Source organism: Streptomyces sp. NPDC048434, assembly GCF_043200375.1.
Taxonomy (GTDB): Bacteria; Actinomycetota; Actinomycetes; order Streptomycetales; family Streptomycetaceae; genus Streptomyces.
Window position 1 is genome coordinate 1 of the sequence record NZ_JBICXQ010000002.1, and the last position, 26,458, is coordinate 26,458.

Sequence of the window (26,458 nt, forward strand, 5' to 3'; positions counted from 1 at the left end):
TTGCTCAACCCACCACACAACCGCCCCGCCCCCCCCGCCGGGGGGGCCGGCCGGCCCCCCCCCCCCCCCCCGCACCCGGGCGGGGCCGCGGGGGGCGCGCGCCCCCCACGGCCGGTCGTCCTGGGGCTTCCCGATGGGCTAGTCGCGCCGCCCCCGGCCGCCGCGACGGCCGTCCTCGCCCCCACTGTCGTCCGCTTCCTCGTCGGCGCGCGGGCCGAGCAGCTCGTCGGCGAGCGTCGGCAGATCGTCCAGCGGGGTCTCCTCCGCCCATTCGGGGCGGGGGCGGCCGCGTGACGGGTTCTCCACGGGGTGGCCCGTCGCCGGGTCGATCTGCGGGAGTTCGCGGGTGCGCTCGACGCGCGACTCGGCGGGGCCGGACTGCTGCCCCGACGCCGCGCGCCCCGCCTCGGGCGTCTCCTTGCGGAACATCCACGGCGGCACCCGGTCGGCGGGGGCGTCGCCCCGTCGGTCGTCGCCGCGGGCGGCGCCTTCGCCCCGTACGGGCGGCAGCACGGCGGTCTCCTCCACGTCCGGCCCGGCGCCACGGCCGCTCCAGGCGTCCTGCGCGTCCCGCACCGGAGGCAGCACCGCCGTCTCGTCCGCCGCCCCGGGCTGCGGCAGCGACTCCGCCGTCCGCTCGCTGTCCGAGCCGGAACCGGACGGGGCGGCGTCGTCGGAGGTGCCCTGCCCCAGCCGCTTCCGCAGATCCGCGACCGGCGTCTCCGCGGTGGGCGCTTCGGCCGCCTCCGTCTCCTCGGCCGCCGCCCTGGCCTCCGCCGCGGACGCCGCCTCGGCTGCCGCGACCCGGGCCTCTTCGGCGCGCAGCAGAGCCGTTTCGGCCTTGCGCTGCTTCTCCAGGCGGCGCTCCTCCGCCTCCTGGCGCAGCCGCGCCTCCTCCTCGTGCTGCTTGCGCAGCCGCTCCTGTTCGGCCTGCCGGGCCCGCTCCTCGGCCTCGCGGCGCTGCCGCTCCGCCTCCGCGGCCTGCCGGGCCTCCTCGGCGCGCTTACGGGCCTCCTCCGCCTGGTGGGCGGCCTCGCGTGCCCTGATCTCCTCGGCCTCGCGGCGCTTGCGCTCCTCCTCCTCGGCGCGCAGCTTGGCGAGCTGCTCCTGGCGCTCGCGCTCCAGGCGCGCCTCCTCCGCCTTGCGCGCGGCCTCCTCCTCGGCCTTGCGGCGGGCCTCTTCCTCGGCCGCCTTACGGGCCTCGGCCTGCGCCGTGACCTCGGACTCGGACAGCGGGAGCACCTGGTCGAGACGGTGCCGTACGACGGTGGTGACGGCCGCGGGCTCCTGCCCGGCGTCGACGACCAGATAGCGCGCGGGGTCGGCGGCGGCCAGAGTCAGGAAGCCGGCCCGTACCCGCTGGTGGAACTCGGCGGGCTCGGACTCCAGCCGGTCCGGTGCCTCGGTGAAGCGCTCCCGTGCGGTCTCCGGGGAGATGTCGAGCAGCACCGTCAGATGGGGGACGAGGCCGTCGGTGGCCCAGCGCGAGATCCGGGCGATCTCCGTCGGTGCGAGATGACGCCCGGCTCCCTGGTAGGCGACCGAGGAGTCGATGTACCGGTCGGTGATGACGATCGCGCCGCGCTCCAGGGCGGGCCGGATGACGCTGTCGACGTGCTCGGCCCGGTCGGCGGCGAACATCAGCGCCTCCGCACGGTCCGAGAGCCCGGACGTCGAGACGTCGAGGATGATCGAGCGCAGTCGCTTGCCGATGGCGGTGGCGCCCGGCTCGCGGGTCACCACGACCTCGTGGCCCTTGCTCCTGATCCACTCCGCGAGCGCCTCGACCTGGGTGGACTTACCGGCGCCGTCGCCGCCTTCCAGGGCGATGAAGAAGCCGGTGGCGGCGGGCGCCTGCGCCGGGTCGCCGCCACGCAGCGCCTCACGCAGATCGCGCCGCAGCGGTACGCCCTGCCGGTCGTCGACCTTGCCGAGCACCAGGGCGGCAACCGGCAGCAGCAACGCGCCGACCAGCATCAGGGTGTAGGCGGCGCCGCCGTAGGCGAAGTTGAAGGTGCCGCTGCCGAGTTGGTGCGGGCCGATGAGGGCCGCGAGCAGCGGCGCGAGGACGGCGGCGAGCGCGACCGTGAGCCGCACGACGGCGTGCAGATGCTCGGTCGTGCGGGCGGTGCGGGACTCCTCGGACTCCTGCTCCAGCAGCACATGCCCCGTATTGGCGGCGATACCGGCGCTGACGCCGGACAGCAGCGCGAGCACCAGCACCGACGTCGGATCCGGGATCAGCCCCATGGCCAGCAGCCCGAGGCCGGTGGCGGCCACCGCAAGGGCGAGCAGCCGGCGCCGGGGAAGGGCCGGCAGCACCCGGTGGGCACCACGGATGCCGACGGCCGTACCGCCGGTCAGCGCGAGCACCAGCAGCGCGAAGGTGGCCGGGCCGCCGGCCAGGTCGTAGCCGTGCAGGACGGCGAGCGAGACGGCCGCGGCGATCGCGCCGGCCACCGCGGCGCAGGACGCCACCAGGAGCGGGAGCGCGCCCGTACGGCCCTTGTCGACGGCCGTACGGGCCGTGCCGTTCTCCGGCTTCTCGCCCGGTCCCGGCTGTCCGGTCTTCGCTCCCGCGGCCTTCGGGCGGCGCAGTCCCTCCAGGGGGGAGCGCGGTCGCGGCGTCGGCACTCCGGGGAGCTCGATGAAGTAGAGGATCGATACGGAGGCGGCGAACAGACCGGCGGCGACATACGAGCCGAGCGCGGCCTGGTGCAGGTGGAACCAGTCGATGCCGGTGCCCAGCAGCTTGCTGATGAGCGTGACGACCACCAGGGCGGCGGCCGCGATCGGCAGCGACACGAAGCCGGTGCGCAGCGAGAGGCGGCGCAGGGCGTCCATGTTGTCCGGGAGGGGCCGTACGGCGGCGCCCTCAGGGGGCGGTGTGGGCAGCAGCCCGGGTGCGGCGCTCTCCCGCGCGACGGTCCAGAAGCGTTCGGCGACACCGGTGACGAAGACCGTGACCAGCAGCCAGGCCAGTGCGTCGTCCGGCGTCCAGTTGATCCAGAGGGGGGCGATGACCAGCAGCGCGAGCCGCAGCACATCCGCGCCGATCATCGTCCAGCGCCGGTCCAGCGGCCCGGTGGGCGCGGTCAGCGCCGACAGCGGGCCCAGCAGGACGGCCCCGAAGAGCAGCATCGCCAGCATCCGGGCCGCGAAGACCACGGTGACCGCGAGGGCTGCGCCCCGATAACCGCCGCCGAAGACGGGCTCGCCGCCCAGCGGTACGTACAACGCCGCCTGCAGGGCGAGCAGTACGAGGACAAGCATGGACAGGGCATCGCCGATACCCCCGACAAATTGGGCGCTCCACAGTCGCTTCAATGGGGGGAAGCGGAGCAGGGCTCGCACGGCGCGCTCGCGGGAATCCGCCGCTAGCGCGCCTGAAGTGGGGGTCACGACCGTTGGCTGCTCGGCACGCGTCATCCCGCCAGCCTATCGGGAGGGCGCCCGCCGTCGAGCGCCCACCCGAACAAATGGGCGGGCACACCGGAATGCATCCGGTGTGCCCGCCCATGTCCTGCGCTTTTACCGGCGCCGCCGGTAACCGCGCAGGCCTCAGTCCTCCGTCGACGCCGCCGTCTTCTTCGCCGCCGCCGTCTTGGCGGTGGCCTTCTTGGCGGTCGTCTTCTTCGCCGTGGTGGTCTTCTTCGCCGCGGTCTTCTTCGCCGTGGTGGTCTTCTTCGCGGCCGTCTTCTTGGCCGGCGCCTTCTTGGCGGTCGTCTTCTTCGCGGTCTTCTTCGCCGGGCCCTTGGCGCGCTTCTCCGCCAGGAGCTCGTAGCCCCGCTCGGCGGTGACCGTCTCGACGTCGTCGTCCCGCCGCAGCGTCGCATTGGTCTCGCCGTCGGTGACGTACGCACCGAACCGGCCGTCCTTGACCACCACCGGCTTGCCGCTCACCGGGTCCGTGCCCAGCTCCTTCAGCGGCGGCTTGGCGGCGGCCCGCCCGCGCTGCTTGGGCTGTGCGTAGATCACCAGGGCCTCGTCCTGGGTGATCGTGAAGAGCTGCTCCTCGTTCTCCAGGGAGCGCGAGTCGGTGCCCTTCTTGAGGTACGGGCCGTAGCGGCCGTTCTGCGCGGTGATCTCCACGCCCTCGGGGTCCTTGCCGACGACGCGCGGCAGCGACATCAGCTTGAGCGCGTCCGCCAGCGTCACCGTGTCCAGGGACATCGACTTGAAGAGCGAGGCGGTGCGCGGCTTGACCGCGTTCTTGCCGGTCTTCGGGGTGCCCTCGGGCAGGATCTCGGTGACGTACGGGCCGTAGCGGCCGTCCTTGGCGACGATCTGGTGACCGGACTGCGGGTCCATGCCCAGCTCGAAGTCGCCGCTCGGCTTGGCGAGCAGCTCCTCCGCGTACTGCACGGTCAGCTCGTCGGGCGCCAGGTCGTCGGGGACATCGGCGCGCTGATGGCCCTCGGCGTCCTTCTCCCCGCGCTCGACGTACGGGCCGTAGCGGCCGACCCGCAGCTTGATGTCGTCGCTGACGGGGAAGGACGAGATCTCCCGGGCGTCGATCGCGCCCAGGTCCTCGACCAGCTCCTTCAGGCCGCCGAGGTGGTCACCGTCGCCGTTGCCGGCGTCCGAGGCGGCTCCCTCGGCATCGCCCTCGCCGAAGTAGAAGCGCCGCAGCCACGGCACGGACTGCGCCTCGCCGCGCGCGATGCGGTCGAGGTCGTCCTCCATCCTGGCGGTGAAGTCGTAGTCGACCAGCCGGCCGAAGTGCTTCTCCAGGAGGTTGACCACCGCGAAGGAGAGGAAGGACGGGACGAGCGCGGTGCCCTTCTTGAAGACGTAGCCGCGGTCGAGGATCGTGCCGATGATCGACGCATACGTCGACGGCCGGCCGATCTCGCGCTCTTCCAGCTCCTTGACCAGCGTGGCCTCGGTGTAGCGGGCGGGCGGCTTGGTGGCGTGCCCGTCGGCGGTGATCTCCTGCGCGGCCAGCGCATCGCCCTCGGCGACCTGCGGCAGCCGACGCTCGCGGTCGTCGAGCTCGGCGTTGGGGTCGTCGGCGCCCTCCACATAGGCCTTGAGGAAGCCGTGGAAGGTGATGGTCTTGCCGGAGGCGCTGAACTCGGCGTCCCGGCCGTCGGCGGCCCGGCCACCGATCTTGACGGTGACGGAGTTACCGGTCGCGTCCTTCATCTGGGAGGCGACGGTCCGCTTCCAGATCAGCTCGTAGAGCCTGAACTGGTCGCCGGTCAGACCGGTCTCGGCCGGGGTACGGAAGCGGTCGCCGGAGGGGCGGATCGCCTCGTGCGCCTCCTGGGCGTTCTTGACCTTGCCGGCGTAGGTGCGCGGCTTGTCCGGGAGGTAGTCGGCGCCGTACAGCTGCGTCACCTGGGCCCGGGCCGCGGCGACCGCGGTGTCCGAGAGCGTGGTGGAGTCCGTACGCATATAGGTGATGAAGCCGTTCTCGTACAGCTTCTGTGCCACCTGCATCGTGGACTTGGCGCCGAAGCCGAGCTTGCGGCTGGCCTCCTGCTGGAGGGTGGTCGTACGGAACGGGGCGTACGGCGAGCGGCGGTAGGGCTTGGACTCGACCGAGCGCACCGCGAAATCGGTGTTCTCCAGGGCGACGGCGAGCGCGCGGGCGTTCGCCTCGTCCAGATGGAGGACGTCGTTCTTGAGCTGCCCGTTGGAACCGAAGTCACGGCCCTGGGCGATACGGCGGCCGTCGACGCTGTTCAGGCGGGCGGTCAGCACCGACGGGTCGCTGGCGTCGCCGGCCCGGCCGGTGGCAAAGGTGCCGGTCAGGTCCCAGTACTCGGCGGAGCGGAAGGCGATGCGCTCGCGCTCCCGCTCGACGACGAGACGGGTCGCGACGGACTGCACCCGGCCGGCCGACAGCCGGGGCATGACCTTCTTCCACAGGACCGGCGAGACCTCGTAGCCGTAGAGGCGGTCGAGGATACGACGGGTCTCCTGGGCGTCGACGAGCTTCTGGTTCAGGTCGCGCGGATTGGCGACGGCCTCGCGGATCGCGTCCTTGGTGATCTCGTGGAAGACCATCCGGTGGACGGGGACCTTGGGCTTGAGGATCTCCTGGAGATGCCAGGCGATGGCCTCGCCCTCGCGGTCCTCATCTGTGGCGAGGTAGAGCTCGTCGGACTCGGCCAGCAGCTCCTTGAGCTTCTTGACCTGGTCCTTCTTGTCACTGTTGACGACGTAGATCGGCTCGAAGTTGGCGTCGACATTCACGCCGAGGCGGGCCCAGGGCTCGCCCTTGTACTTCGCCGGGACCTCTGCGGCGCCGTTGGGCAGGTCGCGGATGTGTCCGACGCTCGCCTCGACCACGTAGCCAGGGCCGAGGTAGCCCTTGATCGTCTTCGCCTTGGCAGGCGACTCGACGATGACAAGTCGGCGGCCGCCGCCGTCTGCGGTCTCGCTGGTCGGGGACAACTTCGCTCTTCTCTCCGGTCGACGCTGGAAATGCCCCCCGGCCGGACGCTGGGGGTGCACTGCGGTGACGCTTGACGCTGCGGAGTGTGACGGTACCTCCCGGCCCCGTGTCAAACGGAAAAACCCCGCAACGCCACTCGAACGGTAACCCGACTACATGCCTTCATGCCGCCCGGACCGCATCAGGCGCTCGCCACGGGCCCGGGACGCGCCTTGTGGATCATGGCGGCGCCGCACAGCTCCCCGGCGCCCACCTCGGACGTTCCCCGTGCGCCGTGGCTGCGGCGCCGTCGGCGATTTCACACAGTGACGGATCCCCGGCGATGCGCCGCCCGCCCGCGGTCGCACGCCACACCGTCCGCGGACCGGACGACTGCCACAAGGCAGTGCCGGATCCTGTCATTGCCTTGATACAGCACGTGAGCGGGCTGGCAGGATGGACACGGCACGGCTCGCCGTTCGAGTCGAGTACTGCCGTCATCACGCACTCTCGGGGGGACATCACCCATGGCGAACCAGTACCCCGGACCGCCTCCGGATCAGCCGCCCAGCGGGCCCGGCCAGAACCCGTATGCCAAGCCGGACGGCGGGCAGCCCGCCGATACCGGATACGGGTACCCGCAGGGCGGCCGTCCCGGGGAACCCGGATACGGCTATCCGCAGGCCGGCCCGCCGCCGCAGCCCGGATACGGCTACCCGAACGATGTCCCCCCGCCGCCGCCCGCACCCGGTTTCCCGCCGGGCGCTCCGCCGCAGCCGGCGCCCGGTGGATTCCAGAGCGGGCCGGGATTCCAGGGCGGGCCGGGGTTCCAGGCCGGAGCCCAGCCCGGCGGGATGGCGCTGTCCCTCGGCGATATAGCGGTGACCGGCGACACGATCATGACGCCGGCCGGGCCGATGCCGCTCAAGGGCGCGGTGTGGACGGCGACCGATATGTCGCGGACCGAGGAGAAGATGCCGGCGCACGCGGTCGTGCTCGCCATCGTCTTCTTCCTCTTCTGTCTGCTCGGCCTGCTCTTCCTGCTGATGAAGGAGCGGGTGACCACCGGGTTCGTACAGGTCACGGTGAACAGCGGAGGCCGGCATCACTCCACGATGATCCCGGTGCAGTCACGCGAGCAGGTGATGTTCGTGCTCAACCAGGTCAACTACGCCAGGTCGCTGAGCGTGTGAGCCCCGGTGAGTCTTGGGGTCCCGCCGAGCCTGCGGGACCCACCGGGGCGTCGATCCGGACGCGTACCGTCCGCCGGGCGTCGCTCGCCCTCGGCGCCGGGGTGGCGGCCGCGGCCTATCTCTGGCACACCAACCCGCACCAGCCAGGGCAGTTGCTGATCCCCTGCCCGTTCAAATGGGCCACCGGTCTGCTGTGCCCGCTGTGCGGCGGGACGCGGATGGCGTACGACCTGATGCACGGCGATGTCGTGACGGCCTTCCACGACAACGCCGTGCTGCTCACGCTGGCCGGACCGGCCGTGGCGTACGCCGCCGGGCGCTGGCTGGTGGCGGGACTCGGCGGGCGCGTGTACCGGCCACCGCTCTCGGCCCGCGGCAACGCCGTGGTGCTCGGCATTGCCGCGGTGTGGATGATCGCCCGCAACCTTGTCGGCCAGGCCTAGGTCTGCTGTCCCGGCACGTTGAGACGCGGACGGTCCGGGCACGGCCCGGACCGTCGGACGTCAGCGAACGGTGACCGTGACCACCGGCGAGACGGTGTTGCCGGCTCCCATACGGAGCTGGTTGACGCCCTTGAGGCCGAGCTTGACCCGCACCGAGTACGTCCCGCCGGAGTTGACCGGCGTCTGTGCGGGCAGCGAGACCCACTTCGTGCCCTGCTTCTGCTGGACGGTGACCTTGGTGCCGGCCTTGATGCCCTTGGCGGTGCCGGAGATCCGGAACTGCTGCCAGGCGTTGACCGTGGTCGCGCTGGCCTTGGCCGTCAGTGCCGCGGTGGCCGGGGCGGTGGCCACGACCGGCGCGGGCGAGTGGAGGTCCTGCGGCGCGGCGAAGGCCGCCGCCGAGCCGCCGGCGAGCAGGGAGACGGCGATGGCGCCGACGGTGACGTAGCGGAATGCGCGGTTCATATGGGTTCCTCACTCAAGGGTCGGTGAGCCTGCCGGTCGTTGGTGACCTTCACTGAGGAACATGTCCGTCGGCCCGGGAAAGTTCCCGTGTACCACCGCACATCGGCCATCTGTCACAGAACTGTCCGAAAGTGAACGTAGCGCCTCTCGGCGGCAGTTGGGGCCGTCGCCCAACCTGGGGCCGCAGAGCCGACGGCACGGCGGCCCGTGGGACGGCGGCTCGTGGGACGGCGGCTCGTGGGACGACGACTCCCGGCGCGACAGCTGGCGGGACGACGACCCTCGCCTCCCGGCTCCCGGCTCCCGGCTCCCAGCTCCCGGCTCCCCGCTACAACGCTGCCAGCAGCCAGCCGCCCGTGGCCAGGAACACCACCCCGGACAGCAGCGCCGTCACGGTGGCGACCGGACGGCTGACGCCCTCGGCGACCGGCGCACCGGTCCGTACGCACACGCCCGTCCACACCAGCAGTCCTGCGCCGAACAGCGCGAACGCCGCACCGGCGAACGCCTCGGGTCCACTCTCCATGCGGGCAGCGTGGCACTCCAGGACGGCATCCCGGCGAACGCCGGATGAACGACTCCCGCCCGCCCCTGCCTTCCCTCTTCTCCCGGCCCTGTCCCCCGTCCCCCGTCCCCCTTCCCCCGTCTCTCCCCGTCAGCCGCCCGCGGCCACCGGCTCCAGGAACCCCTGCTCGACCAGCATCCGGATCGAGGCCGGCGTACGGTCCCGCAGCAGCACCGGATCCTCGCCGACGAGTTGGGCGATGGCGTCCAGAATCCGCCCGGCCGGCAGCGAGCCGTCACACACCCCGGCGAAGCCCGCGCCAACCGTGTCCACCTTCGTCGCCCGCCGCATACCGCGGTTCTGACGCAGCACCACATGCTCGGGGTCCTCCGCCCCGGGCAGCCCGACCTGCTCCTGCACCACCTCGTCGGCGAGCCGGAAGTGGCCGGCCAGCAGCGCCGCATCGTCCGTGGCGCTCAGATAGTCCTGGCGGGCGAAGTGCCGAACGACGGACTCCCCCAGCGGCTGTTCCACCGGATGCGGCCACTCCTCGACCGTGACGGACGGGGAGTCCGACCCGGACTTGCGCAGCGTGATCCAGCCGAAGCCGATGGCCTTGGTCTTGCGTGCCTCGAACTCGTCGAGCCAGGCGTCGTACCGCGCGGCATACGCCTCGTCACCGGCACGGTGGTCGCCCGCGTCACGCAGCCACAGCTCGGCGTACTGGGTGATGTCCTGCACCTCGCGCTGCACGATCCAGGCGTCGCAGCCACGCGGCACCCAGGAACGCAGCCGGTCGTGCCACTCCTCGCCCGCCACATGCTGCCAATTGGCCAACAGCTGGCAGTACCCGCCGTCGTTGAGATGCGCGGCGGACTGCTGGACGAGCGTCCGGCACAGGTCGTCGCCGCCCATGCCGCCGTCGCGGTAGGTGAGCCGGGCGCCCGGCGAGATCACGAACGGCGGATTGGACACGATCAGGTCGTACGTCTCGTCCCCCACCGGCGCGAACAGCGAGCCCTCCCGCAGGTCCGCCGGCCCCGCCCCGGAGAGCGCCAGGGTCAGCGCGGCGATCCGCAGCGCCCGCGGGTTGAGGTCGGTGCCCGTGACGCGGGTGGCGTGCTGAGCGGCGTGCAGCGCCTGGATGCCGGAGCCCGTACCGAGATCGAGCGCCTTGGCGACCGGCCTGCGCACCGTGATCCCCGCGAGGGTCGTGGAGGCACCGCCGACGCCGAGCACCAGCTGTGAGCGGTCCGCTTCCCCGATGCCCCGGATGCCGCCGGCGCCGCCGACCGCGCAGCCCAGGTCGGAGACGATCCACCAGTCCTGCCCCTCGGGGCCGCCGTACGGGCGCACATCGACACTGGCGCGCAGCTCGTCGCCGTCCTGCACCAGCCAGCCGTCGGCGAGGCAGTCCGCCACCGGCAGCGCGGCCTGCGCCCGCCGCGGCTCCACGGGGCGCTGCAGCAGGAACAGCCGCACCAGGGTCTCCAACGGGCTGTCGCCGCGCGTCGCCCGCAGGGCGGGGACGGTCTCGCTGCGCGCCAGCGCGGCATAGGCCGGCGCGCCGAGCAGATCCAGCAGCCCGTCGGCGGTGAAGGCGGCGGCCAGCAGCGCCTCGCGCAGCCGGGCGGTGCGGGCGTTGCTCTCGGGGTCCTGGACATCTGCGGTGGGGAGGTGCGTACTCACGCCCACCATTGTCGGCCCTGCCACTGACAATCGGCGACGGCCCGGCGCCACACCCTTCTCGGGCGCGTCGCCGGGCCGTACGGAGCCGTTGCTGTGCGCGTGCGCCGCGGGCTTCCCCGCGCGTGGCGGCGTTCCTTTCGCTACGACTTCTTGGACTGCGTCGGGGCCGGGGAGCCGGACGCGGCCGGGTTCTGGCAGCCCTTCTGGGCGGCCATTGCCTTGCCGACATCGCCGGACTCCAGGTTCTTGAAGGCCGCCTCGCTCTGCTTGTTGAGCTTGTTGATCCCGTTGGAGAGAGTGCGCAGACCGTCCGCGAACTTCAGCTTGTCCGAGGTGTCGAGGTTGTTGACCTGCTTCTGGAGGTCCGCGTAGCCCTTGGAGAGCGAGTTGAGCTCCTTGACGGCGTTCTGCTGGGCCTGCTTGCCCTGGTCGGTGGGCGGCGCCCCGGCCTTCTCCAGGGACTTGGCCAGCGAGGAATAGGCGCCGGAAATCTTCTGGAAGGCCGCCGAGTCCGTCTGCTGGACCTTCTTGGAGTCCGTACTGCCGTTGTCGGCCGTCTGCATGGCGCCGTTGGCGTCCTGGATCTGCTTGAAGTGGGCCTGCGCAGGGTCGCAGAAACTCTTCGCCCAGTCATTGAGCTTCTTGTTGCTGTCGTCGCTGCAGCCGGTCAGCGCGAGCACCAGTGCCGCACCGCCGGACAGTGCAGCCACAAGCTTCTTGTTCACCGGATTGGTCCCTTCCATGGCTCTCGGCCCCGGAACATACACGTCCAAAGGGCCTGGGCCACGGGTCGGGCATCCCGTCCCGCCCTCATTGCAGCCATTTGCACCAAGGACCGCAGGGCCACCCGAGCACACGGAAGGCGGGTGGCCGGCGTCCGCAACATACGCCGTCCACCCGCCCAGTTGAGCGGTCAGGGAGCCTTCCGGAGATCCTTTCGGGCTAGGACGCCACCGCCGTCTCGGCCGACTTGGCGATGCTTTCGGGATCTTCGGAGTTGTCTTCGTCACCTACGGCGATTCCGCGCCGCTTGGAGACGTACACGGCACCGACGATGACGGCGATCGCCAGTACGGAGACGACGATCCGTACGCCGATGCTCTTGTCCTGGCCGTATGAGAACTTCACCACAGCGGGCGCGATCAGCAGCGCCACCAGGTTCATGACCTTCAGCAGCGGGTTGATCGCCGGGCCCGCGGTGTCCTTGAACGGGTCACCCACGGTGTCACCGATGACCGTCGCGGCATGCGCCTCACTGCCCTTGCCGCCGTGATGGCCGTCCTCGACCAGCTTCTTGGCGTTGTCCCACGCGCCACCGGAGTTGGCGAGGAAGACCGCCATCAGCGTGCCGGTGCCGATCGCGCCCGCCAGGAACGAGCCGAGCGCGCCGACGCCGAGCGAGAAGCCGACCGCGATCGGGGTGAGCACCGCCAGCAGCCCGGGGGTGGTCAGCTCGCGCAGCGCATCCTTGGTGCAGATGTCGACGACCCGCCCGTACTCGGGCTGCTCGGTGTAGTCCATGATCCCCGGGTGCTCGCGGAACTGCCGGCGCACCTCGAAGACCACCGCTCCCGCCGACCGCGACACCGCGTTGATCGCCAGCCCGGAGAACAGGAAGACGACCGAGGCGCCGAGGATCAGCCCGACCAGGTTGTTCGGCTGCGAGATGTCCAGACTGAGCCCCATCCCGCTCGCGGCGCTGCCGATGCCCTGTACGGCGGTCGCGATCGCGTCCCGGTACGAGCCGAAGAGCGCGGCCGCGGCCAGTACGGCGGTGGCAATGGCGATGCCCTTGGTGATGGCCTTGGTGGTGTTGCCGACCGCGTCCAGGTCGGTCAGCACCTGCGCACCGTCACCGGTGACATCGCCGGACATCTCGGCGATGCCCTGCGCGTTGTCGGAGACCGGGCCGAAGGTGTCCATCGCCACGATCACGCCGACGGTGGTCAGCAGACCGGTGCCGGCCAGCGCCACCGCGAACAGCGCCAACATGATGGAGGCGCCGCCCAGCAGGTACGCCCCGTAGACGGCCAGGCCGATCAGCACCGCCGAGTAGACCGCCGACTCCAGGCCGATCGAGATACCGGCGAGCACGACCGTGGCCGGGCCCGTCAGCGAGGTCTTCCCGATGTCCCTGACGGGCCGCCGGGTGGTCTCGGTGAAGTAGCCGGTCAGCTGCTGGATCAGCGCGGCCAGCACGATGCCGATGGCGACCGCCACCAGCGCCAGCATCCGTGGGTCACCGCTGCGGCCGAGGATCTGGGTGTCGATGACACCGGTCAGGTCCTGGTAGCTGGACGGCAGGTAGAGGAACACCGCAACGGCCACCAGCACCAGCGAGATGCCCGCGGAGATGAAGAAACCACGGTTGATCGCCGTCATACCGCTGCGGTCGCTGCGCCGGGGCGCGACGACGAAGATGCCGACCATCGCGGTGAGCACACCGATGGCCGGGACCAGCAGCGGGAAGGCGAGCCCGGCGTCACCGAAGGCGGCCATGCCCAGGATGAGCGCGGCGACCAGGGTCACCGCGTACGACTCGAAGAGGTCGGCCGCCATACCGGCGCAGTCACCGACGTTGTCGCCCACGTTGTCCGCGATGGTCGCGGCGTTGCGCGGGTCGTCCTCGGGGATGCCCTTCTCGACCTTGCCGACGAGGTCGGCGCCGACGTCCGCGGCTTTGGTGAAGATGCCGCCGCCGACCCTCATGAACATCGCGATCAGCGCGGCGCCGAGACCGAAGCCCTCCAGCACCTTGGGCGCGTCGACCGCGTACACGAGCACCACACAGGACGCGCCGAGCAGGCCCAGCCCCACGGTGAACATGCCGACGACGCCACCGGTACGGAATGCGATCTTCATCGCCTTGTGGGAGACGGCCGTAAGATCCCGTTCCTTGGTATCGCCCTCGGCCGGAGTGGCTTCCCGTGCGGCCGCCGCCACGCGCACATTGCTGCGTACGGCGAGCCACATCCCGATATAGCCGGTGGTCGCCGAGAATCCGGCGCCGATCAAGAAGAAGGCGCTGCGTCCGGCGCGCTGCGTCCAATTGTCCGCGGGCAGCAGCATGAGCAGGAAGAACACCACGACGGCGAATACGCCGAGAGTCCGCAACTGCCGTGTCAGGTAGGCATTTGCGCCTTCCTGCACGGCCGCCGCGATCTTCTTCATACTGTCGGTTCCCTCACCGGCCGCGAGCACTTGGCGGACCAGCACCGCCGCGACGGCCAGCGCCGCCAGGGCGACCACGGCGATCACCATCACGATGGCGCGGTTGCCCGCCGTGAGTGAGGGCCCGGCCAGAAAAGTGGGGGTGTCAAGCAACTGAGGGGTGTAAGGCCCCGCCATTCGTCCTCCTTGACGTTTGGCACATGGGCGCGCGGAAGCACGCTCAGGCGTCCTGAGCAAGATGTGGACGGATTGTAGGGAGCCACGGTTGATCAAAACAGTACGCGTCAAAGGGAATTCGCCGTTAGCAGCGAAGATCAATAGGCCGACGCCGCGCGGAATTCGCCCGGACGAAGGAAAGCGACGAATTCGCTGACCACCGCCTGATGATCTCTCTGTCGTACTGATCGTCAATGGACCGCAAGCTGATCGTCGCTGCTCAAGGACGCCGCCTCGGAACCTGAGACGACGGAGACCCGCGTGACGCCGGAGAGAATTGATCCGCCCGGCTACGGCCGAACGGGTGACCCACGGCGCGCGGGCCGCGCTCCGTGGCCCGGTGAGGTCCCGTCAGATCGAGTCCGGATCGCAACGCATGAGGCCGGGGCGCGGGGGTCGGCGCGCGCGGCCGCGGGTCCCCGGCGCCGGGCCCACGGACGCTCTGGTGCCGCGGCCGGCCACGGCCGCCGCCGGGCACCGGAGGCGGCCCATTCGGGGCACGGCGGGCGGAGGCGAGCCCCGCCACGGCCCGTACCCGGCCCGCCGCCCCCATGGCATCGCTGATCGGCCAGGGGCGTCGCCCGGCACACCGTCGGAGTCCACACCGCCGTCGAACGCACCGGCCGCCCCATGGACGGCCCCGCTCAGCTCACCCTCGCGCCGACTGGCCCCGTCGCCCAGCACGAGAAGGCCGACGAGCAAGATCAAGAAAGGGCGGGCGCATACGAACGAGCGCTATGCCGGCCGAGGGGGAACGGAGCCCGGTCAGCGCACCAGCGACCGGGGCGTGGGGGTGGCAAGGATGCGGCCGAAAGGGGTGCGAGGACGGCGCAGGCATCACGAAGTGTGCCGCACCGCCTACGGGCGAAGCCCGGCTCCTGGAGGCATCCCCAGGGCGCTCCGCGCGGGCGCTACGGCAGGACCGCGGCCGCCGCGGTGGGCCAGGTCATGCGGATCAGCCCGCCGTCCTTGCCGGCGGTCACCTCAACATCGTCGACGAGTCCGCTGATCACCGCGAGGCCCATTTCGTCCTCGCCCTCGGCGTCGCTCTCCGCGGCGCCCTCGGTTTCGTCGCCGCCGCGCGCCCCGGCCGTACCGGAGTCGTCGGACACCCCGTCGCCCACCTCGATCGAGAACTTCTTCTCGTCCTCGATCAGCAGCACGCGCACGGGCGTGTCGATGTCATGGCTCTCGTGCAGCCCCACGGCCCGGCTGCACGCCTCACCGACGGCGAGCCGCACCTCGTCCAGCACGGCCTCGTCCACCCCGGCGCGCCGTGCCACGGCAGCCGCGACCAGACGTGCGGTGCGGACGTGCTCGGGAAGGGCGCTGAAGCGAAGTTCGACGGTGGCCATGCCATCCCCCTCGTTTTGCGGGCGTGCGACGCAGGGGGCCGGACACCGTGTCCGGAACCCCCCACTGCTTCCTCCCCCCGCGCCTGAGGGCGCGGGGGACCGGCAAAGCCGTCAGTCAGTAGCTGCGACGGCCTCGTCGACCGAGGTGTGAATCGGGAACACCTTGGTCAGTCCGGTGATTCGGAAGATCTTGAGAATGCGCTCCTGGTTGCAGACCAGGCGCAGCGAGCCCTCATGGGCACGCACCCGCTTGAGTCCGCCGACCAGCACGCCGAGCCCAGTGGAGTCCAGGAAGTCGACACGTTCCATGTCCACCACGAGGTGGTAGCTTCCGTCGTTCACAAGCTCGACCAGCTGCTCCCGCAGCTTGGGCGCGGTGTATACATCAATCTCGCCACCGACCTCGACGACCGTACGGTCGCCAACGGTCCGGGTCGACAGGGACAGGTCCACGGATCCTCCAGCACCTTGCTATCGAGCGGTCGCCCCCCTGGGGCCTCCCCACCGAAGGTAGGGGCGGATCTGGCAGCCGCGATGGCATTCAATCACTTACCGGCAGGCGCGCACGACGCCCTTTGAGCATTGTCCGTCACTCCGGTGACACACTCGGTGCCGATGGCCTCCAATCCAGTCCCGCCGGATGCGGGCGCAAGCCCTTCCCCAGGCATGATTCTCGAACGTCTCGCCCGGGGCGCGACCCGCGCTGCGCGCATCACTCATACGGAGCACTTGCCCCCGCGCATCGGCAGCCATGCCGACTGGCCGGAACAGATCCGGCCGGAAGTGATCGGTGCCATCCGTTCGGCCGGAATCGATCGTCCCTGGGCCCACCAGGCACGGACATCCGAACACGCGCTGCGCGGCGAGTCGGTCGTCGTCGCCACCGGCACCGCCTCGGGGAAGTCCCTGGCGTATCTCGCGCCGGTCCTCTCCACGCTCCTGGACGGCTCCGAGGCTCCGAACGGAAGGGGCGCCACGGCCCTGTATCTGGCCCCCACGAAGGCGCTGGCAGCCGATCAGCGGCGTGCCGTACGCGAGCTGGCCGCCCCGCTGGGCACGGCCGTCCGGCCCGCGGTCTACGACGGCGACACCCCCGTCGAGGAGCGCGAATGGGTCCGCCAGTACGGCAACTACGTCCTGACCAACCCCGACATGCTGCACCGCGGCATCCTGCCGGCGCACCCCCGCTGGTCCTCCTTCCTGCGCGCGCTGCGCTACGTCGTCATCGATGAATGCCACAGCTACCGCGGTGTCTTCGGCTCCCATGTCGCGCAGGTCATCCGCCGGCTGCGCCGCCTCTGCGCCCGGTACGGCTCCGAGCCGGTCTTTCTGCTCGCCTCCGCCACGGCCGCGAAGCCCGCGCAGGCCGCGACCCGGCTCACCGGTCTGCCCGTGGTGGAAATCACCGAGGACACCTCGCCGCGCGGCGAGTTGGTCTTCGCGCTGTGGGAGCCGCCGCTCACCGAACTCCACGGCGAGCAGGGCGCCCCGGTCCGCCGGACCGCCACCGCCGAGACCGCGGACCTGCTCACCGACCTCGCCGTCCAGGGCGTACGCACCGTCGCCTTCGTCCGCTCCCGGCGCGGCGCCGAGCTGATCGCCCTGATCGCGCAGGAGCGGCTCGCGGAGGTGGACCGCTCGCTGCCCGGGAGGGTCGCCGCGTACCGGGGCGGATATCTGCCCGAGGAGCGCCGCGCCCTGGAACGCGCTCTGCACAGTGGCGATCTCCTCGGTCTGGCCGCCACCACCGCGCTCGAACTGGGCGTGGATGTCTCCGGTCTGGATGCCGTGGTCATCGCCGGCTATCCGGGGACCCGGGCGTCCCTGTGGCAGCAGGCCGGCCGGGCGGGCCGCTCCGGGCAGGGCGCGCTCGCCGTGCTCGTGGCCCGCGACGACCCGCTGGACACCTATCTCGTCCACCACCCCGAAGCGCTCTTCGACCAGCCCGTCGAATCCACCGTCCTCGACCCCGACAACCCCTACGTGCTCGCCCCGCATCTGTGCGCGGCCGCCTCCGAACTCCCGCTCACCGAATCCGACTTCGCGCTCTTCGGACCCGCGGCCGACGGTCTGATGCCGCAGCTGGAGGCCGCGAATCTGCTGCGACGGCGCGCGAGGGCGTGGCATTGGACGCGCCGCGAGCGGGCTGCCGACCTCACCGACATCCGCGGCCAGGGCGGCTCGCCGGTGCAGATCGTGGAGGCCGGTACCGGACGGCTGCTGGGCACCGTGGATGCCGCCGCCGCGCACACCACCGTCCACGACGGCGCGGTCCACCTTCACCAGGGCCGTACCTATGTCGTCCGGCAGCTCGACCTGGCCGACAATGTGGCGCTCGTCGAGGAGGCCCACCCGCCCTACTCCACGACCGCCCGCGACACCACCGCCATCGCCGTCCTCGAGACCGACACCGAAATCCCGTGGGGGGACGGCCGGCTGTGTTTCGGGTCGGTCGAGGTCACCAATCAGGTCGTCTCCTTCCTGCGCCGCAAACTGATCACCGGCGAGGTCCTGGGCGAGACCAAGCTCGATCTGCCGCCCCGTACGCTGCGCACGCGCGCGGTGTGGTGGACGGTCACCGAGGACCAGCTCGACGCCGCCCGCGTCAATCCCGAGCAGTTGGGCGGCGCGCTGCACGCCGCGGAACACGCCTCCATCGGCATGCTGCCGCTGTTCGCCACCTGCGACCGCTGGGACATCGGCGGCGTCTCCGTGCCCCTCCACCCGGACACCCTGCTTCCGACCGTCTTCGTCTACGACGGCCATCCGGGCGGCGCCGGATTCGCCGAGCGCGCCTTCCACACGGCCGTCGGCTGGCTCACCGCCACCCGCGATGCCATCGCCTCCTGCGAATGCGAGGCCGGCTGTCCGTCGTGCATCCAGTCCCCCAAGTGCGGCAACGGCAACGACCCGCTCCACAAGCGCGGAGCCATCCGGTTGCTGGGCGAGCTGTTGCGCGGAGTGCCGCAGGGGGCCTAGCGGGCGGGCCACGGCAGCCCTGGCCGGCCCGGCCCGGGGGCGCGTCTGGTCGCTGCGCCCCGCCGGCCCGGCTCGGGACCGTACCCGGGAGGTGAACGGGCTGCGGCCCGCCTCGGCGGAGACATCGGCGACCGGCCCGGCCACCGCACAGCGCACCAGGCGGGTGTGCTGTGCGGCCGCCACCCGGCGGGCCGCCGCACAGGCGTCGGCCGGGCCCTGCCGGGCGTGATCGGCGGCGGCCAGCGCCGCCAGGTCCGCGGCGCCACCCGCCCGGTGCCGCGCCGTAATCGCCTGGCCCACACCGATCAAGGCCACGAAGACCGCGCACAGGGCCGCCGCCGCGAAGACCGTGAAGACCGTCGCCGAGCCCTCATCGGCGCACCGTCTCTTCCGCAAGAGCCACCGCCTCCCCTCCGACCTGCACCGTCAGTTGCCCCACGCCGGGCAGTTCCGCCTCGACCCGCACGCGCACCAGGTCGCCCTCCCGCGCCAGCGCGACCCGTGCGCCCCTCGGAGCCGCGCCCCGCGCCGCGGAGATCACCGCCGCCCGCGCTTCCGACCGGGCCGCGGCACGCGCCCCGGCCCGCGCCGCATCCACACACTCGATACGGGCGCAGACCGCCATCAGCCCCCAGATGAGCGCGGCCACCACCGCCACCAGCACGGGCATGACCACGGCGGTCTCCGCCGTCACAAATCCGCCGTCACGAGCGCCGCGCGGGGCGCCCCGGGCCCGCGCCGGCCTGGGGCCCAGGGCGCGGAGACACGGGGCCCCGCCATCAGAACTGGACATTGATCGCCCGCTCGAGCACCGACTGAAGGAGCGCCTTGACCGGTCCGCTCGTCACGACCTTGTAGAGCACCGCCGCCAAGGCGCACGCCGCGAGCGTCCCCACGGCGTACTCCGCCGTCGTCATCCCCCGGTCGTCGGCCCCGAGCGCACGCAGCTTCGCCCACCACCGTCGAACCACTCCACCCCGAAACATTTCCATCCCCCTTTGCATGGCCTTTCATGAATGGCCTCTGACATGGCCGGTGGGCCGGGCTCGGCCACCGGTGACACTTCCGGTGAGCCGGCCTTCCTCCACCGGTCGCAGGACTCGGCCTCCGCCTTCGTCCCCCGGCTTCCTCCCGCTCTCTCACCGGTGCTCGAACTCACTTCTTCTACGGCTCAGTTACGACCCAGCAGGCCGCCGGCCAGGCCGATCAGTACCGGCGCCACTCCGAGCGCCAGAAACGCCGGCAGAAAGCACGCCGACAGCGGCAGAGTGACCAGCACCCCGGCCCGCCGGGCCCGCGCGGTCGCCGCTCGGGCCTGCTCCGCACGGAGTTCGGCGGCGACCCTGGATGCCGACTCGACGGCCGGCACCCCGGATATCCCGGCGCGCTCCATACAGCGCGCCAGCCCCTCGGCGCCCGGGAGGGCGGCCAGCCGGGGCCATACGACAGCGGGTTCACCACCCAGGCGCAGTTCCGCCGCCACCTGGCGCAGCCGCTCGGCGACGGGCCCGTCGAGCGACCGGCCCACGGCCTCCGCCGATTCCCGCGGCCCGGCCCCCGCCGCGAGGCAGGCCGCCAGCAGATCGCCGGCCGGCGCCAGTTCCGCCCGTACCTCCGCCTCCGCCGACCGGGCCGCCTCCGCGCCTCGTTGGTGCGCCAGCCGGCGATACGCCCCGTATCCCACGGCGAGTCCCGCCAGGACACCTGCCACGCCACCGATGAGGAGGACCATGAAGCCGGCCGCCCCCAGCGGCCCGGCCCACTCCCTCAGCCTGCCGTTCCGTGGTGCACCGTCCTTCGTCATCGCCGTTCGCCTGCGCCGCCGGAGCCGGGCGAACGTCCTGGTCCGGGCGCCGCCGTATCGGTCGGGCCCGGCGCCCCACACTCCCGACACCCGCCGCCGCACGGCCCGTCCGTGACGCGCTTCCCGCACCAGCGCCACCGCGCACAGCACCGCCGTCATCGCGGCAACCGCCATCCCCACCCTGTGGACAACTTCCGTGCTCACACCGATCCCCTCCCTACACGTCTTCCGCGGCAGCGACGATCCGGGCCGTCCAAGCCACCCCGCACCACTCCAGGAGCCCACCGGCCGCCAGGCAGCCCCACCCGGCCGGGGTGTGCAGCAGCACCCGCAGCGGGTCGGCGCCCAGTGCGCTGCCCATCAGGAGCCCGCCCGCCGGGAGCAGGGCGAGCATCAGCGCGGTGGCCCGCGGGCCCGCCAACTGGGCTCGCAGCTCGTCGCGTTGATCCCTTTGGGCCCTGAGTCCGGCTGCGATCCGCTCCAGCCCCGAGGCCAGTCCCGCGCCGCCCTCCACCGCCACCTGCCAACACGCGGCCATACCGGTCAGCCCCGCGGCCCCCGGCAGCCGCGCCGCGGCCCGCAGCGCCTGGGCCACGTCCCCTCCGTAACGCGCCGCCGCCACCACAGCCGAGCCGGCCGTCCCGAGCCCCGGGGCTCCCGCGGCGAGCAGGGCCTGGGCGGGCTGCCGTCCGGCCCGCAGCTCCCCCGCCACCGCCGCGCACAACCCGATCACCGCGGCCGCCCGCCGGTCGCGCGCACGCACCGCTCCGCGGGCGATCAGCCACCGGCGGACCAGGAAGAGGGCCGCTACGGAGACGAGTACCGGGAGCACGGAGCCGCCCAGCAGCGCCGGCACCAGCCCCACCGGCAGACACCAGATCTCCCGCCCGAAGTCCCCCCAGCGCCCGAAGCTCCAGCGCCGCCCCGATTCGCCCTCGACCACTCGCCCCGCGCACCACCTCCGGACCCCCTCGCCCCGCAGCCAGGCCCGCCACCCCACTGCCGGTGCCACTTCTCCGACGCCCCCGATCAGCACCCGGGCACGCCGTCGGAGGTCGTCCCGGTGGCCGCCGGCCGACCGGCCCGCGGCCACCGCGCAGAGCACCGCGACCACCAGCGCCATGCCGACCGCACTCATCGGAGCCCCTCCCCGCCTCGCTCACACAGCCGCGTCAAGCGCCCCCAGCCCCGCGCCTCTTGAAAGCCGTCCGGGCTCCAGAGAGCAGCCGGCACGGTCACCACGAAACCGTCGCGGTCCCGCTCCAGGACATGGAGCTCGGCGATCCGGCGGCGTCCGGTCCGGTCGCGCACAAGATGCAGGACGACCGAGAGCGCGGCCGCCAGCTGGCTGTGCAGCGCGGCGCGATCCAGGCCCGCCGTCGAGCCGAGGGCCTCCAGACGCGCGGGGACATCACATGCCGCGTTGGCATGGACCGTGCCGCAGCCTCCCTCGTGGCCCGTATTGAGCGCCGCCAGCAGGTCCGTGACCTCGGCGCCGCGTACCTCCCCGACCACCAGCCGGTCCGGGCGCATCCGCAGCGCCTGCCGTACGAGGTCCCGTAGCGTCACCCGGCCGACCCCCTCCTGGTTGGCGGGCCGGGCCTCCAGCCGCACCACATGGGGATGGTCCGGCCGCAGCTCCGCCGAATCCTCGGCCAGGACGATTCGCTCGGCCGGGCCGACCAGTCCGAGCAGCGTGCTGAGCAGAGTGGTCTTCCCGGAGCCCGTACCGCCGCTGATGAGGAACGACAGCCGGGCCGCCAGCACCGCCCCGAGCAGCCGGTCGCCGCCCGGCGGGACCGTACCGGCCGCCACCAGTTCCGCGAGGCCGAAGGCCCGCGGTCGCAGCACCCGTAACGACAGACAGGTCCCGGCGACCGCCACCGGGGGCAGCACCGCATGCAGCCGGGTCCCGTCCGGGAGCCGGGCGTCCACCCATGGCCGGGCATCGTCCAGCCGCCGGCCGGCCACCGCCGCCAGCCGCTGGGCGAGCCTGCGCACCTCTGCCGCGTCCCGGAAGCGGACGCCGGTACGTTCCAGCCCGCCGCCGCGGTCCACCCATACCTCGTCCGGCGCGGTGACCAGGACATCCGTGACATCGGGCGCGGCCAGCAGGGGTTCCAGCGGCCCGCTGCCCACCATCTCGGACCGCAACGCCGCGACCACGCCCAGCACTTCGGCATCCCCCAGGAGCCGCCCCTGCTCGCGCAGCGCCACCGCGACCCGAGCGGGCGTGGGCTCCGCCCCTGCCTCGGCGAGCCGCCTGCGCACCACCTCCAGCAAGTCCTGGCCCTGGCTCATGACCGGCCTCCGTCCCGGACGGCTGCACCAGAAGCCATCGGACCGGCCGCCGGCCACGACACCGCACCGGCCCCCGGTCCCGCGCCCCGTCCCGGCCCGCCGCCCGACTCCGGTGCCGGACCTCTGACCGGCCAGGTCCCCGGCCGCGCGCCGGACCCCGGCCCGCCGCCCTCGTTCCCGCTCTCCGTCACCCGGCCCCAGAACCCCGCGCAGAACCGTGCCAGCGGCCCGCGCACCTGCGCCCCCGGTGGCACGCCGCGCGACAGATCCGCCAACAGGCCCGCCTCCCAGGGCACTTCCCCGGCCAGCGGCAGCTCCATGAGACGGGCGATCTCGTCCGGCGGCAGTCCGTGCCCATGGCGTCCGGGAGCCCCGCGCGCCACCACCCGCAGATCGCCGAGCGCCTTCTGCACCCCGGAGGCCGCCCGTTGGGCCGCCGCGACCGCGCGCAACTCCGTGGGGACGAGCAGCAGGCCCATGTCCACCTGCGCGAGAGCCTCCGCCACCGCCTCGTCGACCCTGCGCGGCAGATCCACCACCACGACGCCACCGCGCCGCCGCGCCGCGGCCATGACCGCGCGCATCGCCGGGGGCGGAATGGTGACATCGGCCCCCCGGTCCCAGCTGAGGACCCGCAGCGAGTGCAGCCGCGGCAGCGACTCCGCCAGCGCGCCACAGGCCACCCGGCCGCGCGATTCGGCGAAGGCGGGCCAGCGCAGGCCCTTTTCCTTCTCCCCGCCCAGCAGGACGTCCAGCCCGCCACCCAGCGGATCTCCGTCGACGAGCAGGGTGCGCCGTCCCGTGCGAGCCGCGGTGACGGCCAGCGCGCCGGCCAGGGTGCTGGCTCCGGCGCCCCCGCAGCCGCCGATGACTCCGACCGTCAGGGCCGGGGGCCCGACACCCTCGACGGCGTCGGCGATCCGGTCGGCCAGCCAGCGCTCACCGTCGGGGAGAGCGAGGACGCGCTCGGCCCCGAGTGCGACGGCCTGGCGCCAGAGGTCCGGGGAGTCCGCGTCCCCGCCCGTGAGGATGACGCCCGCGCGCCGCGGGGCACCGAGCAGCCGGGGAGCGCAGTCATCGCCGACGATCACCAGGGGCGGTGCTTCCCAGTCGCCTTTACGGGCCGGCAGGCTCTGTGCCACTTCGGGCAGCGCACCGGCCGCCGCGCACAGCCGCAGAAGATCGTCGAGGAGCCTTTCGTCCTCGGTGATGATCAGCGGTCCGCCCCGCTCTTCGTCGGTCCGGACGCTCACTTTCGATGGCGTGGTTTCGGCCACGTTCTGTCCCCCTGTCGCTACGCAACTCGCACATCCGCGAACTCGCGGCCTTTCACGTTGCAGCGATCGGGAAAATCTTGTGGATCTTGACCCGAAATTGTGGACAACTCCGGGGCTGTGAATATCCCTGTCACCTATTCCGGCGACGAACGGCTACTTCTGGGACTCGAGGGACTCTTCCTCAGAGCAGCACGCCGACTACGGTGCGTAATGGGATGTCCGCGCCGAGGCTGCGGAGCGCCGCGCAGGCAGGGAGTGGAGCGGATCGGCGTCCGACGGCGGAAAATGCATCCGGACATGCGACGACCCCCGCCGGGGGGGAGAGCGGGGGTCGTCCCCACGGCCGACTCGGGGGGGGGGAGGAGCCGGACCGGGTTAGCACGGTCGCGAACGATCCGTGACTTCCATGGTGTACCCGAGAGCCTTCTCAGGCAAACCCACGCGCCACACCTTACGCCGAATGGTGGGCGCCTATGCTCGCCCCGTGGAAAACCACTCCGTGCCTCACTCGACTCCCCGTACTGCCGCGTTCTTCGACTTGGACAAGACCGTCATTGCAAAGTCGAGCACGCTGACCTTCAGCAAGTCGTTCTACCAAGGCGGCCTGATCAATCGGCGGGCCGTACTGCGCACTGCGTATGCCCAGTTCGTGTTCCTGGCGGGCGGCGCCGACCACGATCAGATGGAACGTATGCGGGAATATCTCTCCTCACTCTGCCGCGGCTGGGACGTCGCCCAGGTGCGGGAGATCGTCGCCGAGACGCTCCACGATCTGATCGACCCCATCATTTACGACGAGGCGGCGTCGCTCATCGAGGAGCATCATGCCGCCGGACGGGACGTCGTGATCGTCTCCACCTCGGGCGCCGAAGTCGTCGAACCGATCGGTGAACTCCTGGGCGCGGACCGGGTGGTGGCCACCCGAATGGTCGTCGGCGAGGACGGCCGCTTCACCGGTGAGGTGGAGTACTACGCCTACGGCCCGACCAAGGCGAAGGCCGTCCAGGAGCTCGCCGTATCCGAGGGCTACGACCTCGAGCGCTGCTATGCGTACAGCGACTCGGCGACCGATGTACCGATGCTCTCGGCGGTCGGTCACCCTTACGCGGTCAATCCGGACCGGGCGCTGCGCCGCGAGGCGGTCGCGCGCGGTTGGCCGGTTCTCTCCTTCAACCGTCCGGTCCCGCTCAAGCAGCGGCTCCCGGTGCTGTCGATGCCCTCGCGGCCGGCGCTCGCCGCCATGGCCGCGGTGGGTGCGGCCATGGCCACCGCCACGCTGGTCTGGTACGCGAGCCGGCGGAAAACCACAAAGCCACGGCTTGGCCTTATCGGCCGGACCGGCCGCAGCGCCCGCAATGCCCGCGTTTGAAGCCAAACGTAAAGATCTGCAAGTTGGGGTTCCGCTTGCCCCGCCCGAGTAGTACAAAGGACTTAACGGCCCGCGAGACCAAGGACATCCGAGAGGAACACCTTTAACGCAGGAAGTGGCCCACGGACCGATGCATGAATGCCAAGCACCCACGCGACGCCGACCCGTCGATTACGGGCCAGCCGCACCAGGTAACCGGACGAAGATTCCGACCTGATGGGCACATATTCGAGCACGCATGGTAACTCGGCGGACATGCCAGCGGCGGTACCACCCATTGGTACCGCCGCAACCCTGTTCAGGGGCGAATGAAGCAAAGCTTCCGGAATTCTTGAGCGCTACCCAAAGCTTTCGTCCCGGATCCCCTTATGCCGCGCCGCGCTGCAGCGCCTCACAGACCGCAGTGCTCTCCCGTACGCCGAGTTCCACCGCGCGTCCGCAGTGCGCGACCCATGCCGCGACGCCCTCCGGAGTGCCGGAGACATAGCCCTCCAGGGCCGCGACATAGGCCGCGCGCCCCAGTTCGGCGTGCCCGACCTCGGCGGGACAGATCGACTTCGGGTCCAGTCCGCTGCCGATCAGCACGATTCGCTCCGCGGCCCGCGCGACCAGCCCGTTGCAGGTGGCGAACGGCCGCAGGGCGAGCAGTTCGCCGTGCACCACCGCCGCGGTCACCAGGGCCGGCGCCTCGGTGCCGGCGAGCAGCAGCCGCGACAGCCCGTCCAGTCGCCCGGCGACCTCGTCGGCATCCGGCAGCGCCAGCTCGATGAGCGGTTCCTCCACCGGTTCGGCAGCCAGCCGGGGCCGCCCCACCGTCTCGTCCGCCGCCCCTCCCGGCTCTCGCCCGCCCTCGGGCTCATCAGAGCTTCGCCCGCCTCCTGATGCCGCCACCAGGTGGAGCCGCGCCAGCACCCGCAGCGGCGACTGCCGCCACACGCTGAGCAGCTGCCCGGCCTCGGCCGTCAGCCGCAGAGCCGCGCCGACCGTCCGCGGTTCGCCCTCGATACCGAAGTCGGTGCGGCGCCGGACCTCTTCGAGCGCCCAGTCAGCCCCCGAAAGGGCCGCGGAACCGCGCGCTCCGCGCAGCGCCGCCTCGGATGTCACCTCATTGCTGCGGCGTCGCATGACCCGGTGCCCGTATACCCGGTCGACGCCCTTGCGTACGGAGTCCACGGAGTCGGCGACTCCCGGGAGCGAGGCCAGGGTCGCGAGCGGGTCGTCGCTCGCTTTCGGGGGTGCGGGGGACGTCCCCCGGGTGTTTCCAGCCATGGGTACGACCCTACGCACCACGGCGCCCGACCCCTCG

Annotated in this window: 20 protein-coding genes and 1 pseudogene; 4 read left to right on the top strand and 17 right to left on the bottom strand. The window is 72.0% G+C overall.

Going from position 1 to position 26,458, the window contains the following annotated elements:
* Nucleotides 1-138: 138 nt before the first annotated feature.
* Together tmk and topA are read right to left on the bottom strand one after the other, a co-directional pair.
* Nucleotides 139-3,429, bottom strand: a complete 3,291-nt coding sequence (tmk, locus tag ACGFWI_RS02260) for a dTMP kinase (RefSeq protein ID WP_393904007.1) — start codon at nt 3,427-3,429, stop codon at nt 139-141.
* Nucleotides 3,430-3,561: 132 nt separating this feature from the next.
* Nucleotides 3,562-6,405: a type I DNA topoisomerase gene (gene topA / locus ACGFWI_RS02265; RefSeq protein ID WP_393904008.1), complete on the bottom strand. Its 2,844-nt coding sequence runs from the start codon at nt 6,403-6,405 to the stop codon at nt 3,562-3,564.
* Nucleotides 6,406-6,912: 507 nt separating this feature from the next.
* Here topA and ACGFWI_RS02270 point away from each other — a divergent pair.
* Both ACGFWI_RS02270 and ACGFWI_RS02275 read left to right on the top strand, forming a co-directional pair.
* Nucleotides 6,913-7,578, top strand: a complete 666-nt coding sequence (locus tag ACGFWI_RS02270) for a hypothetical protein (protein WP_393904009.1) — start codon at nt 6,913-6,915, stop codon at nt 7,576-7,578.
* Entirely contained in the window at nt 7,575-8,021 is a 447-nt protein-coding gene (locus tag ACGFWI_RS02275; RefSeq protein ID WP_393904010.1) for a DUF2752 domain-containing protein, read from the top strand. The genes ACGFWI_RS02270 and ACGFWI_RS02275 overlap by 4 nt, the downstream gene beginning before the upstream one ends.
* 60 nt (nt 8,022-8,081) lie before the next feature.
* On the opposite strand, the gene ACGFWI_RS02280 is transcribed toward ACGFWI_RS02275, so the two are convergent.
* The 7 genes from ACGFWI_RS02280 to bldG all read right to left on the bottom strand — a co-directional run bounded on the left by ACGFWI_RS02280 (nt 8,082) and on the right by bldG (nt 15,875).
* On the bottom strand, nt 8,082-8,486 hold the full coding sequence (locus ACGFWI_RS02280; protein ID WP_393904011.1) for a hypothetical protein: 405 nt from the start codon (nt 8,484-8,486) through the stop codon (nt 8,082-8,084).
* A 328-nt stretch (nt 8,487-8,814) separates the two neighbouring features.
* Nucleotides 8,815-9,012, bottom strand: coding sequence for a hypothetical protein (locus ACGFWI_RS02285; protein ID WP_030088845.1), 198 nt, complete (start codon nt 9,010-9,012; stop codon nt 8,815-8,817).
* Between the two features lie 129 nt (nt 9,013-9,141).
* Entirely contained in the window at nt 9,142-10,680 is a 1,539-nt protein-coding gene (locus ACGFWI_RS02290) for a methyltransferase (protein ID WP_393904012.1), read from the bottom strand.
* A 140-nt stretch (nt 10,681-10,820) separates the two neighbouring features.
* Nucleotides 10,821-11,405 (bottom strand): small secreted protein, encoded by a 585-nt coding sequence (locus ACGFWI_RS02295; RefSeq protein WP_393904013.1) that lies wholly within the window; start codon nt 11,403-11,405, stop codon nt 10,821-10,823.
* 217 nt (nt 11,406-11,622) lie between these two features.
* Complete coding sequence (locus tag ACGFWI_RS02300; RefSeq protein WP_393904014.1) at nt 11,623-14,028, bottom strand: sodium-translocating pyrophosphatase; 2,406 nt, start codon at nt 14,026-14,028, stop codon at nt 11,623-11,625.
* 950 nt (nt 14,029-14,978) lie between these two features.
* Nucleotides 14,979-15,422 (bottom strand): ATP-binding protein, encoded by a 444-nt coding sequence (locus ACGFWI_RS02305; protein WP_393904015.1) that lies wholly within the window; start codon nt 15,420-15,422, stop codon nt 14,979-14,981.
* A gap of 111 nt (nt 15,423-15,533) precedes the next feature.
* Nucleotides 15,534-15,875: an anti-sigma factor antagonist BldG gene (gene bldG, locus ACGFWI_RS02310; protein WP_004571875.1), complete on the bottom strand. Its 342-nt coding sequence runs from the start codon at nt 15,873-15,875 to the stop codon at nt 15,534-15,536.
* 162 nt (nt 15,876-16,037) lie between these two features.
* Between bldG and ACGFWI_RS02315 the strand changes: the two genes are divergently transcribed.
* Nucleotides 16,038-18,401, top strand: coding sequence for a DEAD/DEAH box helicase (locus tag ACGFWI_RS02315; RefSeq protein ID WP_393904016.1), 2,364 nt, complete (start codon nt 16,038-16,040; stop codon nt 18,399-18,401).
* 123 nt (nt 18,402-18,524) lie between these two features.
* On the opposite strand, the pseudogene ACGFWI_RS02320 reads toward ACGFWI_RS02315, so the two are convergent.
* The 7 genes and pseudogenes from ACGFWI_RS02320 to ssd all read right to left on the bottom strand — a co-directional run.
* Nucleotides 18,525-18,716, bottom strand: a pseudogene (locus ACGFWI_RS02320) (Rv3654c family TadE-like protein); the annotation flags it as partial.
* Between the two features lie 55 nt (nt 18,717-18,771).
* On the bottom strand, nt 18,772-19,194 hold the full coding sequence (locus ACGFWI_RS02325; protein WP_393904017.1) for a TadE family type IV pilus minor pilin: 423 nt from the start codon (nt 19,192-19,194) through the stop codon (nt 18,772-18,774).
* Nucleotides 19,181-19,387 (bottom strand): DUF4244 domain-containing protein, encoded by a 207-nt coding sequence (locus ACGFWI_RS02330; RefSeq protein WP_393904018.1) that lies wholly within the window; start codon nt 19,385-19,387, stop codon nt 19,181-19,183. The genes ACGFWI_RS02325 and ACGFWI_RS02330 overlap by 14 nt, the downstream gene beginning before the upstream one ends.
* A gap of 185 nt (nt 19,388-19,572) precedes the next feature.
* Nucleotides 19,573-20,409, bottom strand: coding sequence for a type II secretion system F family protein (locus ACGFWI_RS02335; protein ID WP_393904019.1), 837 nt, complete (start codon nt 20,407-20,409; stop codon nt 19,573-19,575).
* 13 nt (nt 20,410-20,422) lie between these two features.
* On the bottom strand, nt 20,423-21,343 hold the full coding sequence (locus ACGFWI_RS02340) for a type II secretion system F family protein (protein WP_393904020.1): 921 nt from the start codon (nt 21,341-21,343) through the stop codon (nt 20,423-20,425).
* Nucleotides 21,340-22,506: a TadA family conjugal transfer-associated ATPase gene (locus ACGFWI_RS02345; RefSeq protein ID WP_393904021.1), complete on the bottom strand. Its 1,167-nt coding sequence runs from the start codon at nt 22,504-22,506 to the stop codon at nt 21,340-21,342. The genes ACGFWI_RS02340 and ACGFWI_RS02345 overlap by 4 nt, the downstream gene beginning before the upstream one ends.
* On the bottom strand, nt 22,503-23,759 hold the full coding sequence (gene ssd / locus ACGFWI_RS02350) for a septum site-determining protein Ssd (RefSeq protein ID WP_393904022.1): 1,257 nt from the start codon (nt 23,757-23,759) through the stop codon (nt 22,503-22,505). Before ssd ends, ACGFWI_RS02345 begins: the two co-directional genes overlap by 4 nt.
* Nucleotides 23,760-24,243: 484 nt before the next feature.
* On the opposite strand from ssd, the gene ACGFWI_RS02355 reads away from it, so the two are divergent.
* The gene (locus ACGFWI_RS02355) at nt 24,244-25,152 is read left to right on the top strand and encodes an HAD family hydrolase (protein ID WP_393904023.1); all 909 of its coding nucleotides are present in this window, start codon (nt 24,244-24,246) and stop codon (nt 25,150-25,152) included.
* 366 nt (nt 25,153-25,518) lie between these two features.
* Here the strand turns inward: ACGFWI_RS02355 and ACGFWI_RS02360 are convergent, their stop codons facing one another.
* Nucleotides 25,519-26,421, bottom strand: coding sequence for an oxidoreductase (locus ACGFWI_RS02360; RefSeq protein ID WP_393904024.1), 903 nt, complete (start codon nt 26,419-26,421; stop codon nt 25,519-25,521).
* Nucleotides 26,422-26,458 lie beyond the last annotated feature (37 nt).